Source organism: Lactobacillus amylolyticus (assembly GCF_003999355.1).
Classification (GTDB): domain Bacteria; phylum Bacillota; class Bacilli; order Lactobacillales; family Lactobacillaceae; genus Lactobacillus; species Lactobacillus amylolyticus.
This window is the reverse complement of record NZ_CP031835.1, coordinates 882725-899347: the sequence shown is the minus strand read 5'-3', so window position 1 is coordinate 899347 and position 16623 is coordinate 882725. Positions and strand designations below refer to the sequence as shown.

14 protein-coding genes and 2 pseudogenes are annotated in these 16623 nt (G+C 37.7%); 12 read left to right on the top strand and 4 right to left on the bottom strand.

The window, feature by feature from the left end:
- The first annotated feature begins 55 nt into the window (after window positions 1-55).
- The 8 genes from glmS to D0Z64_RS04550 all read left to right on the top strand — a co-directional run bounded on the left by glmS (window position 56) and on the right by D0Z64_RS04550 (window position 9717).
- Entirely contained in the window at window positions 56-1867 is a 1812-nt protein-coding gene (gene glmS, locus D0Z64_RS04585; protein ID WP_080881531.1) for a glutamine--fructose-6-phosphate transaminase (isomerizing), read from the top strand.
- 108 nt (window positions 1868-1975) lie between these two features.
- The gene (locus D0Z64_RS04580) at window positions 1976-4039 is read left to right on the top strand and encodes an HTH domain-containing protein (protein ID WP_080881530.1); all 2064 of its coding nucleotides are present in this window, start codon (window positions 1976-1978) and stop codon (window positions 4037-4039) included.
- A gap of 126 nt (window positions 4040-4165) precedes the next feature.
- On the top strand, window positions 4166-5950 hold the full coding sequence (locus D0Z64_RS04575; RefSeq protein WP_080881529.1) for a PTS mannitol transporter subunit IICBA: 1785 nt from the start codon (window positions 4166-4168) through the stop codon (window positions 5948-5950).
- Between the two features lie 15 nt (window positions 5951-5965).
- Entirely contained in the window at window positions 5966-6412 is a 447-nt protein-coding gene (locus D0Z64_RS04570) for a PTS sugar transporter subunit IIA (protein WP_080881528.1), read from the top strand.
- 2 nt (window positions 6413-6414) lie between these two features.
- Complete coding sequence (locus D0Z64_RS04565) at window positions 6415-7587, top strand: mannitol-1-phosphate 5-dehydrogenase (RefSeq protein WP_080881527.1); 1173 nt, start codon at window positions 6415-6417, stop codon at window positions 7585-7587.
- A gap of 124 nt (window positions 7588-7711) precedes the next feature.
- Window positions 7712-8527, top strand: coding sequence for a Cof-type HAD-IIB family hydrolase (locus tag D0Z64_RS04560; RefSeq protein ID WP_080881526.1), 816 nt, complete (start codon window positions 7712-7714; stop codon window positions 8525-8527).
- Between the two features lie 16 nt (window positions 8528-8543).
- Window positions 8544-9266, top strand: a complete 723-nt coding sequence (locus D0Z64_RS04555) for a hypothetical protein (RefSeq protein WP_080881525.1) — start codon at window positions 8544-8546, stop codon at window positions 9264-9266.
- Window positions 9259-9717, top strand: a complete 459-nt coding sequence (locus D0Z64_RS04550) for a low molecular weight protein-tyrosine-phosphatase (RefSeq protein WP_080881524.1) — start codon at window positions 9259-9261, stop codon at window positions 9715-9717. Before D0Z64_RS04555 ends, D0Z64_RS04550 begins: the two co-directional genes overlap by 8 nt.
- A 21-nt stretch (window positions 9718-9738) precedes the next feature.
- Here the strand turns inward: D0Z64_RS04550 and D0Z64_RS04545 are convergent, their stop codons facing one another.
- Complete coding sequence (locus tag D0Z64_RS04545) at window positions 9739-10887, bottom strand: glycerate kinase family protein (RefSeq protein ID WP_080881523.1); 1149 nt, start codon at window positions 10885-10887, stop codon at window positions 9739-9741.
- 116 nt (window positions 10888-11003) lie between these two features.
- Here D0Z64_RS04545 and D0Z64_RS08785 point away from each other — a divergent pair.
- The 4 genes and pseudogenes from D0Z64_RS08785 (at window position 11004) to D0Z64_RS04525 (ending at window position 13637) form a co-directional block, all read left to right on the top strand.
- Window positions 11004-11738: pseudogene (locus D0Z64_RS08785) on the top strand (LysR family transcriptional regulator).
- 153 nt (window positions 11739-11891) lie between these two features.
- Window positions 11892-12212 (top strand): annotated as a pseudogene (locus D0Z64_RS04535) (nuclear transport factor 2 family protein).
- 224 nt (window positions 12213-12436) lie between these two features.
- A complete protein-coding gene (locus D0Z64_RS04530; RefSeq protein WP_236943497.1) occupies window positions 12437-12610 on the top strand; it encodes a hypothetical protein in 174 nt (57 codons plus the stop codon).
- Window positions 12611-12626: 16 nt separating this feature from the next.
- Entirely contained in the window at window positions 12627-13637 is a 1011-nt protein-coding gene (locus tag D0Z64_RS04525) for an asparaginase (protein WP_080881521.1), read from the top strand.
- A gap of 38 nt (window positions 13638-13675) precedes the next feature.
- On the opposite strand, the gene D0Z64_RS04520 is transcribed toward D0Z64_RS04525, so the two are convergent.
- The 3 genes from D0Z64_RS04520 to D0Z64_RS04510 all read right to left on the bottom strand — a co-directional run bounded on the left by D0Z64_RS04520 (window position 13676) and on the right by D0Z64_RS04510 (window position 16604).
- The gene (locus D0Z64_RS04520) at window positions 13676-14491 is read right to left on the bottom strand and encodes a Cof-type HAD-IIB family hydrolase (RefSeq protein WP_080881520.1); all 816 of its coding nucleotides are present in this window, start codon (window positions 14489-14491) and stop codon (window positions 13676-13678) included.
- Window positions 14492-14593: 102 nt separating this feature from the next.
- Window positions 14594-16237 carry an APC family permease gene (locus D0Z64_RS04515; protein WP_006352236.1) on the bottom strand — a complete coding sequence of 548 codons (1644 nt, stop codon included), beginning with the start codon at window positions 16235-16237 and terminating at the stop codon, window positions 14594-14596.
- Between the two features lie 169 nt (window positions 16238-16406).
- On the bottom strand, window positions 16407-16604 hold the full coding sequence (locus tag D0Z64_RS04510) for a hypothetical protein (RefSeq protein WP_080881519.1): 198 nt from the start codon (window positions 16602-16604) through the stop codon (window positions 16407-16409).
- Window positions 16605-16623: the final 19 nt, after the last annotated feature.

Genomic DNA, 16623 nt, shown 5'->3' with positions numbered 1-16623 from the left:
ATAAATATTAACTAGTCCATTCAAAAATATTGAACTAGACCAAAGGAGAAAAAATATGTGCGGAATTGTTGGTGTTGTTGGTAAACCAGCCAGAGATATTATCTTAAATGGATTAACAAATCTTGAATACCGTGGCTATGATTCAGCTGGTATTTACTTAAATGATTTAAATGGTAATGAATACTTAACTAAAGCAGTTGGTCGTATTTCCAATTTAAAAGAAAAGTTAACTCCAGATGAACAAGGATTAGTTGGAATTGGTCATACTCGTTGGGCAACTCACGGCAAGCCAACTGTTGACAACGCTCACCCACATTATGATGAAACTAAACGTTTCTACTTGGTTCACAATGGTGTGATCGAAAACTACATGGAATTGAAGGAAAAATACTTACAAGGTGTTAAATTCCATTCAGATACTGATACTGAAGTAGTTGTTCAATTAATTAGCAAGATTGCTCGTGATGAAAACTTAGATGCTTTCACTGCATTCAAGAAGGCTTTGAAGCTTGTTAAAGGTTCTTACGCATTCTTACTTGTTGATAATACTGAACCAAATCATGTTTTCATCGCTAAAAACAAATCACCAATGATGCTTGGTTTAGGAGATGGCTTTAACATTATTGCTTCAGATGCTATTTCTGTATTGGATCAAACCAAGACTTTCGTTGACTTGCAAGATGGTGATGTTGGTGACATCACCAAGGATAGTTACACGATTGAAACTATTGATGGCAAGAAGGTAACCCGTGAACCACACGTTTTGAACATTGATCCAAACGCAGTTTCTAAGGGCACTTACGAATTCTACATGTTAAAGGAAATTGATGAACAACCAGGCGTAATGCGTCACATGTCTCAACATTACCTTGATGAAAATGGTGAACCAAAGGTTGATCAAAAGATCATTGATGCTGTTTCTCAAGCTGATCGCCTTTATATTTTCGCTGCCGGTACTAGTTACCATGCAGGTTTAGTTGGTAAGTCAATTTTTGAACATTACACTGGCATTCCAACAGAAGTTGGCTATGCTTCAGAAGCTGGGTACCACTTCCCAATGATGAGCAAGCACCCATTCTTCATCTTCTTAACTCAATCAGGTGAAACCGCCGACTCACGTGTTGTATTGAAGGAAGCAAATAAACGTGGTATTCCAAGCTTAACAATGACAAACGTTGAAGGTTCAACCTTGTCACGTGAAGCCAACTACACTATGCTTTTAGGAGCCGGTCCTGAAATTGCCGTTGCTTCAACTAAGGCTTATACCGCTCAAGTTGCCTTACAAGCTGTTTTAGCTAAGGCATTGGGTGAAAAATTAGGCGTCAAAGAAGCTAAAGATTGGGATTTGCAACATGATTTAGCTATTGCTGCTGAAGGTATTCAACAAATTGTTGATGGTAAAGAAAAACTTGAAAAGTTAGCTAAGAAATACTTGGTACCATCAAGAAATGCCTTCTACATCGGTCGTGGTATTGATCATGCAGTTGCTCTGGAAGGTGCTTTGAAGTTAAAGGAAGTTTCCTACATTCAAACTGAAGGTTTTGCTGCCGCTGAACTTAAGCACGGAACTATTTCATTGATTGAAAAAGGTACGCCAGTTATCGCTTTGATTAATGATCCAGTTACGGCAGACTTGACTCGTGGCAATATTCAAGAAGTAGTTTCTCGTGGTGCAAGCATTATCACTATTGTTGGTAAGAAGTTTGCAAATGACGAAGATACAATTGTTTTGCCAGACATCAATTACTACATGTCAGCTTTGTTAACAGTTGTTCCAACCCAACTTCTTGCTTACTATGCATCTAAGAACAAGGGCTTGGATGTTGATAAGCCACGTAACTTGGCTAAGAGTGTTACTGTTGAATAGTCATTAAATCAATAAAATCAAGAGAACGGATTTTGAATCTGTTCTCTTTTTTGTTCTTGGGTATAATCATAGATAAGAAGTGGTAGTGAAAAATAAAGGTTGATTAGGATGAATTTTTTAACAGATAGACAAAAGCAGATTTTGGCTGTTCTAGCTGCAAGTCCTGTGGGTTTGACAATTAAAGAATTAGAAGAACGTGTTGGGGTAAGTCGGCGAACTATCTATCGCGAATTTGAAAATTTGCGTTCAGCTTTAGCCCAAGAAGGCCTAGAAATAAGCAATGAGAAGAAAAAATATAGTTTACAAGGCGACCAGCCCGCTCTTAAAAAATTAAATGTCTCGGTACAAAAAGTACAGGGACAAATGACTATGACAGTGGCTGAACGAGAAAATGCCATTGCGGCGAGTTTGTTATTGGCAAATGAGCCATGCAAAATAATTCAATTAGCGCTTGATTTAAATGTCAGTGAAGCCACTATTCAAAATGACCTGGATGTAGTTGAAAAATCCTTGGCCGAGTATAAAATCAGTTTGATTAGAAAAAAGGGAGTAGGAATTTCGGTTGCAAGTCCGGAAAGTGAACGGCGTCAGGTTTTAATTGGAATTTTATTAAGTGAAATCAATGACTATGATTTCTTTCGTTACTTGCATCATGAACAAGATGATCCTAACTATTTTTTACGGCTGCTAAATCGAGATACATTAGTTGACGTTAAGGAATGCTTAGATAAAAGCGTTTTTAGCAATATTAAATTAGATTCCGATTATCAAATTATTGAAGTGATTTTGGCATTTACCGTCTCAATCATGCGTATTGACGAAGGCTATTCTGCTGAGCTAGTGAAGCCTGCTCATGATTCTTTAAGATATCAGGGCTATGTTTTCAAATTTATGTCACTGTATTCAAAAATTAAGAGCGTAGCAGTCTCACCTAATGACATTACTTATTTAGCCAATAAGGTCATGAATTGCGATCATCGCCAATCAGTTTTGTCATATGATAGTGACCATGAATTGGAAGTTTCCGTTAAAGTAAAAAACTATGTTAAAAATGTTTCAGAACAAATGCACTGGAACTTCCAAAAAAATCCTAATTTTGTCAATCGGCTAACTCAGCACATTCTTAGTTTGAGCGAGCATCGCGTCACGCCATTGCCCAATACGCGAATAGAAATGCTGGCAGGACTTAGCAATCGCTTTAGCGATTTATATCAGGTGGTCAAAGAAAGCTGGATTAAAGAATTTCCGCAATCGCAGCTTACAAATTCTGAAATGCAGCTTGTATTGCTCTATTTTGCCAATGAATATACCAGCAGAAAAAACAGTCAATCCTTAAGTGCTTTGGTAATCTGTGAAAATGGGATAGGTACTTCAGCAATTTTAGGGGCAAGATTAAAGCAGAAATTCCCAGAAATTAAGCATATTAAATTAAGTCGTGTTTCAAATTTGGCCGAACTTGATTTGCAAAAATATGATCTTATTCTTTCAACACTGGAGTTAAAAGGTTTTTCACGCGATTATTTATTAGTCAGTCCTTTGCTTCTTGATGATGAGATCAACCACATTCATTCTTATATCAAGGAATATGAGCAAAAATTCCCTGCAGAAGCTTCAGTGAATCAGCAGCCTGCTCAAAATGGTGGAAGCCATGCTGTTGAAAAGCTCTCACAATTTTCAATCAGTACTTTATTTTGCTCGGACTTGGTCAATGGCATCAAGGTTCAGCGTCTGGAATATAATGCTGAGGATCTAATTGCAATTGTGCAGGAGTGCTTGGCTCATTCAGATCGGAGTCTAATTAAGAACCAACTCTCAGTAGCCAAAAGACTATTAAAGAGAATCAGGCTTGCTCCAGTTGGTATTCCAAACAGTCACCTTGCCTTGCTCCATACAAGCAGTCCTGATATTACGCGGTGTTCATTTACAATTTTTGATTTAGATAATGAAATTACTCTGGCAGCAATGGACCATAATGAAATTCAGGTAAAACGCATTCTGCTAATGCTTGGGCCTAAGGACCTTTCTGAGGTTGAGCAGGGAGTAATGAGCTCAATTTCAAGCATGATTATTATGAATGATTCTAATTTGCGTTTGTTTGCCAACGGTTCTCAGGAACAGGTGAAAAACGCGATTGCAAGCCAATTCTTGGGTGAATTGAAACGCAAACTATAGTACAAGTGAAAAAATTAACAAGCTCTGGCACAATCTTTTGTGCCAGAGTTCTATTTTGATTGTGTTGTAAACGCTTACCGCATATCTTATGATAAAAATGTAAGTTGATAGAGGGGAGAAAAATCAATGGCTCAAGCGAATAAATTGACTTCAACTAAAGTGAAAGTCCAAAAATTTGGTACTGCTTTGTCTGGTATGATCATGCCAAACATCGGTGCCATTATTGCTTGGGGATTAACTGCTTCGATCTTTATGACACCAAACGGTTGGTTCCCTAACAAAGAAATTAACTCATTAGTTACACCAATGCTGCGTTACTTGTTGCCACTCTTAATTGGTTATACTGGTGGACGCATGGTTTACGATGAACGTGGATCAGTAGTTGGTGCAATTGGTACTTTAGGTGTCATTGTTGGTACTACGGAACCAATGTTCTTAGGAGCCATGATTATGGGACCTTTGAGTGCATGGGTTTTAAAGAAATTTGACCAAGCATTTCGAGACAAAGTTAAATCTGGTTTTGAAATGATTTATAACAACTTCTCACTTGGTATTTTGGGTATGATCGCTGCGATCTTTGCCTACTTTATCATTGGACCAGTAATGGCCTGGGGAAGCTACTGGGCAAGTGTTGGCGTTAACGCTATTATTAGAGTTCACTTGTTACCACTTGCTAATATCATTATTGAACCCGCTAAGGTTTTGTTCTTAAACAACGCAATTGGTAATGGTATCTTGGTTCCATTAGGTATTCAACAAGCTGCATCGGCTGGTAAGTCAGTTTTGTTCTTAATGGAATCCAACCCAGGTCCAGGTCTTGGTATCTTGCTTGCCTTTATGTTATTTGGCAAAGGTACTTCAAAGAGTTCAGCTCCTGGTGCAGCTATTATTGAATTCTTCGGTGGCGTTCATGAAATTTACTTCCCATACGTTTTGATGAAGCCATCCTTGATCATCGCTGCTATCTGTGGTGGTGTTACTGGTACTGCTTTGTTCAGCATGCTTGGTGGTGGTTTGAAGGCCGCTGCTTCACCTGGTTCAATTTTAGCTATTCTCTTAGTATCAGCTAAGGGTTCATACTTCGGTAATATCATCGGTGTGCTTGGTGCTGCGATTGTATCATTCGTCGTTGCTGCTATCATTCTTAAAAATGATAAGAGCAGTGGCGATGATTTAGCCGCTAAGCAACAACAAATGGAATCTATGAAGGCAGAATCTAAAGGCAAAGAAATGCCAAGTGGACAATCTGTTCATGATTCAGTAAAATCTTACGCTGACATTAAGAAAGTCATCTTTGCATGTGATGCTGGTATGGGTTCATCAGCAATGGGTGCTTCATTATTGCGTGACAAATTCAAGAAGGCTGGAATTAAGATCCCAGTAATCAACACTGCTGTTAGAAACTTGAAAGATGATGCTGGTTTGCTTGTTGTAACTCAAGAAGAATTAGCAGATCGTGCTTTACAAAATACTCCAAATGCAATGCATATTTCAGTTGGCAACTTCTTAAGCAGTCCAAAATATGATCAAATTGTTGCTAACTTAAAAGCTTTGACTCAAATCGAAGAAAAGCCAAAGACTGAGCCACAAGCAACTCATCCAGAAGGCAGTATTGAAGGTGTCGACTTTAGCAAAGTTCAAGAAGTTAACTTTATTCGTCACGACCAACACGTTGGTTCAGCTACAATGGCTACTAACTTGTTTGCAACTGCCATGAAGAAGGCTGGCAAGAAGACACCAGTTAAGGCAATTAGAATCGATGAATTGGACGATGATCCAAAGCATTTGGTAATTGTAACTCCAGCTGCCAAGAAGAATTTGGCTGTTCGTTACAGCGATATTCAAACGGTAGTTGTTGATGACCTTCTTCAAGATAAGAAACTTAAAGATTTGATCGACAAGTTGAACTAGAAAGGGATGAGATAAATGAAACTAGAACCAAATATGATTAAGTTAAATCAAGATGTTCCTACTCGTGATCAAGCAATCAGAATGGCTGGTCAATTGCTAGTCGATGGTGGCTGTGTAGAGCCTGGATATATTGATTCAATGATTGCAAGAAACAATGATGTTTCAACCTACATGGGCAACTTTATCGCTATCCCTCATGGAACTGATGAAGGTAAAAAGTATATTAAGAAAACAGGAATTTCAATCGTTCAAATTCCAATGGGTGTTGATTTTAGCAACCCAGGTGATGATACTGAGCAACTGGTAACGGTTGTCTTCGGAATAGCCGGATTGAATAATGAGCACTTAAACCTTTTATCACAAATTGCTATTTTTTGCAGTGATGTTTCCAACGTTGGTAAATTAGCTGATGCACAAACTCCACAAGAAGTTATTGATTTATTGAAAGAAGTAGGAGAATAATAATGAGAGCAGTACATTTTGGTGCAGGTAATATCGGTCGTGGATTTATTGGTGAAACTTTAGCAGATAATGGCTTCGGCATTGACTTTGTTGATGTCAATGAAACGATTATTGATGAACTAAACAAGCGCGGTGAATATGACATTGAATTGGCCGCACCTGGCAAGAAGAGAATTCATGTTTCAAATGTCGATGGTATTAACAATGCCAAGAATCCAGAAAAAGTTGTTGAAGCAATTAAGTCAACTGATATGGTTACTACGGCCATTGGTCCTAAGATTTTGGCAATTATCGCTCCATTGATCGCTCAAGGTTTGACTGAAAGAGTTAAATCAGGCAATACTAAGCCACTTGATGTCATTGCATGTGAAAACATGATTGGTGGTTCACAACACTTAAAAGAAGAAGTCTACAAGCACTTAGATGATAATGTAAAGCCAGAAATTGACAAGTACATCGGATTCCCTAACGCAGCCGTTGATAGAATTGTTCCAATTCAACACAATGATGATCCATTATTTGTTTCAGTTGAAGACTTTAAGGAATGGGTCATTGACGAAAGTCAAATGAAGAACAAGGATATTAAATTAAAGGGTGTTGATTACGCTCCAGACCTTGAACCTTACATTGAAAGAAAATTGTTCTCAGTTAATACTGGTCACGCAACTGTTGCCTACACTGGCAAGAACTTGGGCTACTCAACAATTGGTGATGCAATTAAAGATCCATTTGTTTTGAAGCAAGTTAAGAGAGTTTTGAGCGAAACCCGTTCACTTTTGTACCACAAGTGGAACAAGGAATTTACTGAAGAAAGTTTGGAAGAATACCACAACAAGATTTTGAGCAGATTCCAAAACCCATACATTTCAGATGATATTGCTCGTGTAGGTAGAACTCCAATCCGTAAGTTGGGTTACAACGAAAGATTTATTCGTCCAATTCGTGAATTGAAGGAAAGAAACTTGGACTATAGCGCTTTGATGGAAACTGTTGGTAGAATTTACCACTTTGACGAACCTAAGGACAAGGAAAGCGTTAAATTGATGCAAATGCTTAAAGATGAAGATCTTAAGGACGTCATTGTTGAAACCACCGGCTTGAAGGACGATCCAGAATTGGTTGACGAAATCGTTAAGTCTTACCACAACGCTGAAAAAGACGAAAAGAAAGCCTAATTAAAAAATAAAAGTTTTAAGCAATAAATATCCATTCAAATAAACTTTAAAAAGTCGTGAGGAAACTCACGGCTTTTTGTATAATAAAAAAGAAGATTAAATTTTGGTAAAGGAGGAAGAATGGATGGCTATCAAATTAATCGCGGTTGATCTGGATGGAACATTATTAACAACTTCAAATACAATATCAGCAGAAACACAGAGAACTTTGCAAGAAGCTAAAAATCAAGGAATAAAAATTGTCCTTGTGTCTGGCAGGCCATTATCTGGTGTAATGCCTTATGAAGATATCCTTGGCTTAAAAGGTGAAAAACAATATGCGATCGTCTTCAATGGTGCGGTAGTTCAAAATTTGGCAGGCGATGTCTTAATGAGTCAAGAAATGGATTATCACGATTTTAATACCATGCTTCGTCTGCAAAGGCTAAGTCATGTTAATTTGCATTTTGAAACAACCAAATGTTTTTGGACGCTAGATCGTAATCTTTCAGTACAAATGCAAATTAACGCGGCTTTAACTAATAATGAATTGCGCGTAAGAAATCGTGATGAAATCCCTAAAAATTTTACCTTCAATAAAGTTGGCTTTACTTGTGCCAAAGATAGTGATCAAATTGCTAAATTATGGGGATCTTTGCCAGAATGGACTTTTGAATCCTATGATATTGTTCGCAGTCTGGACAATTGTATTGAGATTAATGCAATTGGTGCTTCAAAAGGCAATGCGGTTATGGACTTAGCTTCTAGATTAAAAATCAATCCTAAAGATGTCATGATTTTTGGCGATCAGGGCAATGATTTATCGATGTTTGAGAATCCTGATTTTAAAAAGATTGCAATGGGAAACGCAATTAGTTCAATTAAAGAAAAAGCTGATTTTGTTACTGATGATAATAATCATAATGGAATTGCCAAGGCGTTAAAGAAGTTTGTAATTTAGTGGAAGTTTGTTGTAAATGAAATATGGTTCTAGAATAATTAGATTAGTTGCGATTTTATTGGCTGGCTTGTCTTTGTATTTTTTACTTTTAAGTTCGGCTACTATCAAAATTGATAATACGCATGAGATGGCAAGAACGGTTATTAATCGCTCTGTTTCTAAATCTGAAGATGCCGAGATTAAAAGCGGCGTCGAAATTGTCAAAGAATCTGGTTTGGAGGATTTGCTGATTAGTGGCTTGCCTAAGCACGTCAATTTAAAATTTTCTTATGCAGATGTTTATCATTTAACTAGCGTTTATGATGATAAGGGGAAGGTAAGTACAGGAGATTTGGGCCTTAAGGCCAAAAATCGTTTGGAAGATGTAATCAATCGTTTTATTGTTGAAGCAATCAATGCTAAATTACGTGAAGAATCTAGGCAGGTTCACCATTTGATTAGCATTTATCGTTACTCAATTTTTGTCATTATTTTGCTTTATATTCTGAGTACAGTTTTAATGTGGCTCAAACGGTATACTGCTTCGATTCCGCTTCTGCTGGGTTCCATAATTTCTTTTGGAGCATTGTGGTATTTCTGCAACGAGGCAAATAATGAGTTGCAGAGCACGGTTTACAAGGGTATTTCAATTCAGCTTGAGGCCGGTATTTGGACAGGGTTAATCATAGGCATTGTTTTAGCTATTGCTTGGCTGTTTTTGTTAAAATGGATAAAAAGGAATGATGCTTCACATGCATAAAATATTGTTTGTTTGTCATGGTAATATATGTCGTTCACCCATGGCTGAGTTTGTCATGAAGGATTTGGTTCATCAGAATAAATTAGGTGATCAATATTTGATTGATTCCGCTGCTGCTACTAACGATGCTGTAGGACATGCAATGGACATAAGAGCAAAGCGTGAATTAGAAAAACAAGGTGTTCCTTATGGTGAGCATATTGCAAGGAAAATGGTCAGGGATGATTATCAAAAGTATGATTATCTAATCTGTATGGATGAAGAAAACTTTATGGATATGAATCAAATTACTGGTGGCGATCCTGATCATAAAGAATATAAATTGCTTTATTTTGCCGACGATTATGGTGATATCGATGATCCATGGTACACTAATGATTTTGATGCCGCTTTTAGACAAATAAAAAAAGCCTGTGCAGCCTTGTTGACTTATATTCAGTCAAAAAAATAAAATGTCTGTTTTGCAGGCATTTTATTTTTTTATTGCAATTAATCTGACGATGTTTTCAGTAGTGCGAGCAACATTGGTCGGACCATCCTTTAATGCTTCATCCAAAGAGGATGCTTTTGCCAAAATACCAAAGATGGCCGTAAAGCCGCATCCATATAGCTGATCAATACCATCACCTAAATAGCCAGCTAAGGAAATTACTGGTACATTGTTTTTCTGCGCAATTTGGGCGACCCCATAGGGTGTTTTGCCAAATTTAGTTTGAAAATCGGTTCCACCTTCACCGGTGAAGACATAATCTGCATCTTTGATTTTTGCTTCAAGTTTATTTTCTTTAGCTACGACTTGAACGCCCGGCATTATTTTTGCGGGAGTAAAGGCAAGAAGACCTGCGCCCAAACCACCTGCAGCCCCGCTTCCTGGAATATGCGCAATATTTTTTTTAAAACATTTTTGAATGACCTCAGCATAATGCTGCAAGTTACAATCGAGCTGCTTTTGTGTAGGTGCATCAGCTCCTTTTTGCTGGCCAAAAGTATAGCTCGCGCCATCTGCGCCAATTAATGGACTTGTGACGTCACTTGCCAAAATGAATTCTGTATTTTGAATGCGTGGATCAATGTGCGACAAATCAATGCGTTCTATGTCATTTAGTTGACCGCCGCCCAACTTTTTCTGGATCTTTTGCTGTTTTTGGTCAAAAAAGTCTACCCCAATTGCTTGTGCCATACCGCTGCCGCCATCATTGGTGCCGCTGCCGCCCAAACCGAGGATGATTTTCTTGACGCCGTGATCCAGAGCATCAATAATTAATTCACCTACACCGTAGGTTGTTGCTCTTTTGATACTTATCGGGTTTCTTTTTTCAAAAGGCACATAATTCAAGCCACTGGCTTGTGCCATTTCGATAATTGCTGTTTTCCCATGATCAATTAGCCCATAATAGGCGGTTACTTTTTTTCCGAGGGGACCAGTGACTTGTTTTTTAATATATTGTCCTTTCCTAGAATCAACTAAAGAGCTAGTTGTACCTTCACCGCCGTCGGCCATCGGAACAGAAATGATTTTTGCGTCAGGCATGACTTGACGAATGCCACTTTCCATTGCTTGACACACTTCATTTGCCGGCATGCTCTCTTTAAAAGAATCAGGTGCTAAAACGAATTTCATCTTTTCTCCTACTATACAGTTTCCGTATACTACTATTATTTTTAATTATTTTTATTTAATAAAAGCAATCCTTATAATAATTATAACGAGTTTTTAAAGAGAAGCGGGGGAATCTTATGTTTAATCAAATTCAATACTTTATCGCTGTTGTTAAGAATAAAAATTTCACTAAAGCAGCTGAAGAATGTCATATTTCACAGCCCGCAATATCACAGCAAATTAAAGAATTAGAAGCAAATTTAGGCGTGGAGCTTTTGCATCGAAAGGGACGCAGCTTCACAGTTACAAAGGCTGGCCAATATTTTTATCATCATGGACAGGACGTTATTGATAATTTTATTTGCGCAACTTCGGTACCACTGAATTTTTACAGGCAGTTGCTGAGTTTTCTAAGACTTATCCAGATGTAAGAATCAAGATCACGAGCGGTGGTCATGAACAACTTTATCAGGCTCTAAAAGATAACAAAATTGATTTTGCTTTCAGTGATTTAAGGAGAACGCCTTCTAATTTATATATGAATGACTTTTTAACCAGCAGCGATTATAAAGTAATTATTAGTCAAGGAACGTTTGCTGCTGATAAAGAAAAGGTTGAAAGCACTGAACTGGAAGATTTGCCATGCATTTTAATTGTTGGTGCTAATGAAGCTGCAATGATGGTTGCTTCAAGACAGGGTTATTTGCTGATGAATAACCGGACCAGCAAGAACCCAGGCGTTGCAAACCTTGACTTGGTTCAACAATCATGAAGAAATTAAGCAAAAGTATTATGCATTTTGGAAGGCAGATAATTTCGGCTTCTACATTGAAACGTTTGCCGATCTTTTGAAGAAGCAATTTCAAAAATAATAAGCATAAATTATTTTTAAGTATTGATTTTCAAATTGGTTATTTTCAATTTTGGCATTAACATTGAACCATATTAAAAAAGTCAGGTGAAATGAAAATGACAAAAAAGATGAACAGGAAATAATCGAATTATATCGGCAAGAAAATGAAGCAATGGTCAAGCATGATATCACTGTTATGAATAAGATTCTTGCTCCAAGCATGGAATTAGTTCATATGACCGGTTTTGTTCAGCCTAAAATGTAATGGATTGATCAAATTCAAAATGAAGAAATGAAATATTACTCTTCGGTTGAGGAAAATGTTTCAGATATTAAAATTGATGAAGATCATGCTTCTCTTATTGGTCAAAACAAAGTTAAAGCCAGAATTTGGGGTGGCAGCATTAATACTTGGCCGCTGCAAGTGAAAATGTATTTTGCTAAAAATAATAATCACTGGGTTATTGTTAGGCAAGTGGCAAGCACTTATTAAAAGATTTTATAAAAAATTGGAAAAAACCAGTCTTTTTTGTCTTCTTTTGTTAGAATAATAAAGATAAAATGGGGATTGGATAAGGACGAAAGAAGAATAAAATTGCTTGAAAATGATAGGAATAAAGTGCATTTTAATCCGGAGTATTTGAGGCTGAACTAGAGCAAACAGCAAGGGTAAAAGCTGAGGTAGAAATCGCTCAAAACAAAATTGTGGATGTAAAATTGCACAGTTTGAAGGGCGAACAGCCGATTGAACCTTCCCTTGAAGAAGAATTTAAAGGACAAATTATCAATGCACAATCTGTCAATATCGATGGTATTTCAAGTGCAAGTATTTTGACCGAGGCAGTAAAAACCGCGGTTGGTGAAGCTTTAGCAGAGGCTAGAGAAGATTAGAAAAGCAGGTATAAACATGGCAAATAAGATATTGCTTTTGTCTACAGGAGGCACGATTGCTTCAGTAATTTCTGATTCTGGATTAGTTCCTAAAAAATCAGGTGAGCAGCTAATCAAGCTTTTGGGAAAATTGCCGTTTGAGATTGAAGTAAAAGATATTTTACAGCTTGATTCGTCTAATATTCAGCCTGAAGAGTGGAAGTTTATCGCTGAAGAAATCTTTAAGTATCGAAACGATTATGATGGCATCGTCGTTTCCCATGGGACGGATACGATGGCATATACGGCTTCAATGCTCTCATTTATGCTGCAGGGAATAGAGATACCTGTTGTCTTAACTGGCAGCCAGGTCCCAATTAACGTTGTTTTGAGTGATGCACCTGACAACTTGCGTTTAGCTTTTACCGCTGCAACAAAGTGTGCACCGGGCATTTATTTAGCCTTTGACCGCAAAATAATGCTAGGATGTCGAACAGTTAAGGTAAGAACGACTAACTTTAATGCTTTTGAAAGCGTCAATGTACCGCCAGTGGCTAAAATTACGTCTGATGGAATGGTATTTGAAAAAAAGGTAAAAGCAGTAAGCGGACCTTGCAAATTAAATACCAATATTGACTCCCATGTTTCGCTGGTCAAATTATTCCCTGGCTTTGATCCAAATCTTCTTTTTGCGATGGCAAAAAGCGGCTGTCATGGGATTGTTATTGAAGCTTATGGCATGGGCGGAATGAACTATATCCGGCGCAATATGGTAGGTGCAGTAGGCAAGTTGATTCGGCAAGGAATACCTGTCATTGCCAGCAGTCAGTGTTTGTATGAAAGAAGCGATCTAACCAAATATGAAGTTGGCCGTTTGGCTTTGCTTGAAGGTGCGATCAGTGCTCATGATATGACTTCTGAATGTGCAATTACCAAGTTAATGTGGGCTTTAGGACAAAGTATGGACGTGCATCAGGTAGCACAGTTCTTTAATACGAATGTTGTCGGTGAAGTTACTTTAGATAGCGAAGATGAAAAACGAGAGTAAAAAAGGACTTAGATTTTCTAGGCCCTTTTTGCTTCTTTTTACTTATTTAAATAATCTTCCAGCACTTTAAGCACGCCACTGTCATTATTGCTTGGTGCTTTATATTTAGCAATTTGGAATAATTTTGGATTGGCATTAGCCATCGCATAGCTGTAACCGGCTAGTTCTAACATTTCCTTGTCATTCATGCCATCGCCAAAGGCAATTAATTGATCGGAAGTCAGTTTGAAGTAACGCAGAAAGTATTTCAATCCTTGTGCTTTATTGATGCCGTATGGAACGATATCAATATCTTTATAACCACTTGTTGTACAGTGAATTCGTTCAGTATAACCGCTGTTAAAACTGTCTTCAATCGTGCTTGCCAAATCTGCTGGGCAGTTTAGCGTTAGTTTTATAATGCGATCATCAGCAGGAATTTCAGTGAAATCGCGCAAAGCAATACTGTTAGGATAGTAATAATTCATCGTATTTTTAAAATGACTAGGTGCACTTTGTAAATAATAAGCGTAATCCTTGCCACTAACGCAAATATCAACGCTTGAAAATTTTTCTTGAATGAAAGCTAAAAGTTTTTGCCCAGTTTGTGGTGTCAAATAGTGGGTCGAAATAATATTGTTATCTTGCACCAGCACCGCACTATTATCTGCGATTAAGTCGATTCGATCTAAAAAATTGGCGAAGTCTACTTTTAGACGTGAAAGTGGCCGACCACTGGACACAATGAAATGGATATGATTGGCCTTCAATTGGGCCAAAATACGCTCAAAACGATTTTGATCAAAAGTTAGATTATCTCTAACAAAGGTGCCATCAACATCAACTGCAACGGCTTTGAATGGAATTTCTGTCATGATTATTAATTCCTTTCTATAACTGTTACTTCCATTATACAGTAAGCGCTTTATTCATAAAACTAAAAAAGACCACAGGCAAATTGTCTGTGGTCTTTGACGTTATTCTTCAGCTTTAAAGCTATTGTTAATATCCGGTTTACGTCGTCCAATTAGCCAAACGATGATTAGGACTGCAATTTCTTCGATGAAAATGTAAAGTCCTCGCAGTGGTAATTTAGTAGCGCCTAATGAAATACCAGCAATGATTGCGATTAAAATCAGGGCAATCATTGAAATCCATTGCGGTTTATCAAAAGCAATGCCGTATTTGACCTCACGTCTGCGAATACCTGGCAAGATGGCACCTAATCCAATCAGGACAACAACGGAAACAATGTTGATAATTAATTCGTACCACCAAGTGCCGCTATATTGCGCTACGTCTTGTGGCGTAATGCCCATGATTGTGGCAACTGCAGTAACGACAAGCAAGATTAAGCCAACTGTGTATGCCAGCTTGTCATTTTTAATGTAAACATATTTTGAAGAGAATGTCTTTGAATTCTTTCTGACACACATGAAGGAGTAGAAAATCCAGCAGGTAACGCCAGGAGAAACAATTCCATTCAAGTTCAAAAGCCAGTTAAAGATATCATTCATGTTAGGCAGGAAGATACCCAAAATCATAATGAAGGCTGATAATGAGACGGTTAAGATATAGCCGTTAATAGGCAAGCCGTTCTTGTCTTTCTTGCGTAAGAATTTTGGCATGTATTTTTCACCAGTATCGGAAATCAGCATTCTAGTCATCGCATCGAGCAAAACTGCAAGCAATGCGCAGTTGAAGAAGACTGAAGTCCAAGCCCAGAAGAAGAGCAGGCCCTTGCCCAAGCCATATTGTTGACCGATCATATCGAATACGTAGTAGGCACCGTTCATCTTCAAGTCATTAGGAATATGGTAGGCATTGAAGTAAATTCCTAGTGAGAAGGAACCGAAGATGGTTAAGAAAGCAGTCATCGCAGCCAAAGCAATCATCGCTTTAGGGAAGTCATATTGAGGCTTCTTCATTTGGGTGACATATGGTGCTACTAATTCACAGCCATTCATCGCATAGATCAGCATTGCAATAGTTGAGAAATAGTGCCAGTTGAAGTTAGGCAGCATCATCTTCCAAGTAAATGGCTGAGTTGCCATGTGACCACCGGATTTTGCCAAACCTACAAAAGCAAGCAATACCAGCAAAATAGTCATGACAACCATCAAGCCGCCACCAATTGTTGACAAAAGCTCCATTGACCGTGAAAAGTGATGTTCGACAATAATGAAAATGATAAACATCAAGAAAGTCAAAATAGCAAAAGTACTATTAGAAATTTTGCTTTGGAATTTTTCTGAACCGGTCAAGGCCCAACCCAGGTCAACTATGATTTCATTAGCTGAGTCAACAGCATAGGGAATTGAAGCTGCCCAGTAGGTCCATGCAGTAAAGTAGCCTAAGAATTCGCCATCAGTTCTGCGAACCCATGATGAAAGGCCACCGCCTTCTTTATTGAAGACAGAACCCAATTGTCCTACCATCAGGGAATAAGGAATAACGTAAAACAATACCATTACTACCCAAGAAAAAATAACTGACATGCCTTGGTTTTGAAAGTTGTACATGATATCGTCGATGCCGATTACTGTACACAAGTCCATCAAAAACAAGGTTTGCCAAGAAATAAACTTTTTTTCAGGATTCAATTCTTTAATTTCATCCACTTTAAATTTTTCGCCCTTTTCTAGTAAAATATTTTATTTTTGCTAGAAAATTCCTGGCGATTTATTCTTGAATCTGATATTCATTCAATAACTCTAACCCCTTATAATTTCTTCTATTTAATTTTACATAGAAAAGGGATGAAAGACTAGAGTTAACCGCTTTCTTGTTTTAACTGATGAATTCCTTGATCATTTTGAGCAGATCATTGGCTTCTTCGATATTCAATTCTTGTTCATCATTAAGAAACAGCTGTAAAGTTTGAATATAGAGCATCGACATTATGTCAGCTTGAAATGGCATGAGCTGGTGCTGGGTGTCAGACTGATATTTTTCAATGAAAACCTTTTGCAGTTCTTTTTTTAGCAAATATTGTCAGTTTCGATTT